3 protein-coding genes are annotated in these 1,425 nt (G+C 68.5%); all 3 read left to right on the top strand.

The window, feature by feature from the left end:
- On the top strand, positions 1 to 766 hold a 766-nt coding region (locus P0D89_RS52990; RefSeq protein WP_408379633.1), incomplete at its 5' end, for an ATPase.
- A 34-nt stretch (positions 767 to 800) separates the two neighbouring features.
- Positions 801 to 1,220, top strand: coding sequence for a hypothetical protein (locus P0D89_RS52985; RefSeq protein WP_408379630.1), 420 nt, complete (start codon positions 801 to 803; stop codon positions 1,218 to 1,220).
- Positions 1,221 to 1,228: 8 nt separating this feature from the next.
- A partial coding sequence (locus P0D89_RS52980) for an SET domain-containing protein-lysine N-methyltransferase (protein ID WP_408371050.1) occupies positions 1,229 to 1,425 on the top strand: 197 nt, incomplete at its 3' end.

Below are 1,425 nucleotides of genomic sequence, written 5' to 3'. Positions count from 1 at the left end.
CGCGGCCGCCGGCGAACTGGTCGCCACGCTCTGGACACGCGCGACCGCATCAGCCGGGACCGCGCTCGACGCGTTGCGCGACGAGGTCGAGGCGCAGCGCGCGGAGGCGCAGCAGGCGGTCGCCGCCGCCCGCGCCGAACTGGCTCGCGTCGAGACGGCGCTCGAGCAGCGCACCGCCGCGCTGCTGGCCGCGCAGGTTGAGGTGCGGGAACTGGACAAGGCGCAGGCCGAAGGTCATGCGCAGCGCCAGGCGCTGGAGGCGGAACTCGAGCGCAGGAACACGGCGCTGGCGGCGCGCGATCGCGAGATGGTGGAGGTCCGGGAAGGGTTTTCGCGCGACCTCGCGAAGCTGCGGGAAGCGGCTGAACGCGAGGAGGAACGGCTCCGGGGGTCCGAGAAGCGTGCATTGCTGGAGATCGACCGCGAGCGCAGTGCCGTAACGAAGCTGAAAAAGGAGCTGGACGAAGCGACGCGTCGCGCGGACCGGAAGGACGCCGGCCATCGGCAGGCATCTGAAACCCTGCAGGCACAACTCGGCGATGTGCGTCATCAGGCGGGCGTGCTGCAGGGGCGGCTGGATGCCGGTCAGGCGGAGAACCTGCGGCTGCACGCGGAAATGATGGCGCTGCGGGAAGCGGAAACGCGTGCACGGGAAACCCGGCCATCGTCCGCACCGGCCGGCGTCCGGAAGGCCCCACGTCCGACCCGTTCGTCCCGCGCCGTGCCGGCCGTCAAGCCAGCAACGCGTCGAAAAAAAACGGTATGAACGCAGGGTGACTCGCCGCTGAAGGATAGCCTGCATGGCTGACCTCTACCTGCTCGCCGGACTGACGCTTCCGCAGGGCGTCGTGCATGAGTCCCTGCCCGGAACAGTGACGCTCTTCGTGTCGGATTGCTGGCACGGCATGAGTCGCACGCAGATGATGGCCCGCACGAAACGGCGGGGCCTGCGCCTGTCGTTCCGCGCAACGATGCCATGTCCGTCCGGCGAAACCGGCATGTTCGAGTTGCGCTTCAACGATGGGGCAGGCGAATGCCTGATGCTCGCACGGCTACAGCGGGTCGGAGGCAGGCGCGGGAAACGTCGACAAACCAGCCGGACTGACGTCTCCCGACCGCCGCCCACGCGATCCCCGACAGACCAGGCTGTTCTGACGCGACCCCCCGGTTGCCGTGCAGCGCGCCGCTCGCTATGCTCCATGGCTTCAACCAGTCTGTGAGTGACGAAGTGCGGCGCGTGACGGTCAGGAAATCATCAGTTCATGGACGAGGTGTGTTCGCGCTACAGGCGATTCCTGCCGGCCAGCGGATCCTCGAGTATCGCGGCGAGGTGACATCGTGGCGGCGGGCCGCTGCCCGGTACCGGCGATCCGGCTTGCCCGGCCACACCTTCATCTTTGGACTGGCTGACGGGCGGGTGATCGA

Source organism: Paraburkholderia sp. RL18-085-BIA-A, from assembly GCF_046027075.1.
GTDB lineage: Bacteria > Pseudomonadota > Gammaproteobacteria > Burkholderiales > Burkholderiaceae > Paraburkholderia.
Note: the sequence above shows the minus strand (reverse complement) of the source record. Positions and strands in the feature narration are given on the sequence as shown.

Bases quoted from the DNA above. Each gene is read 5' to 3' on its own strand.
- P0D89_RS52985 (WP_408379630.1), top strand. From the start codon at position 801: ATGGCTGACCTCTACCTGCTCGCCGGACTGACGCTTCCGCAGGGCGTC.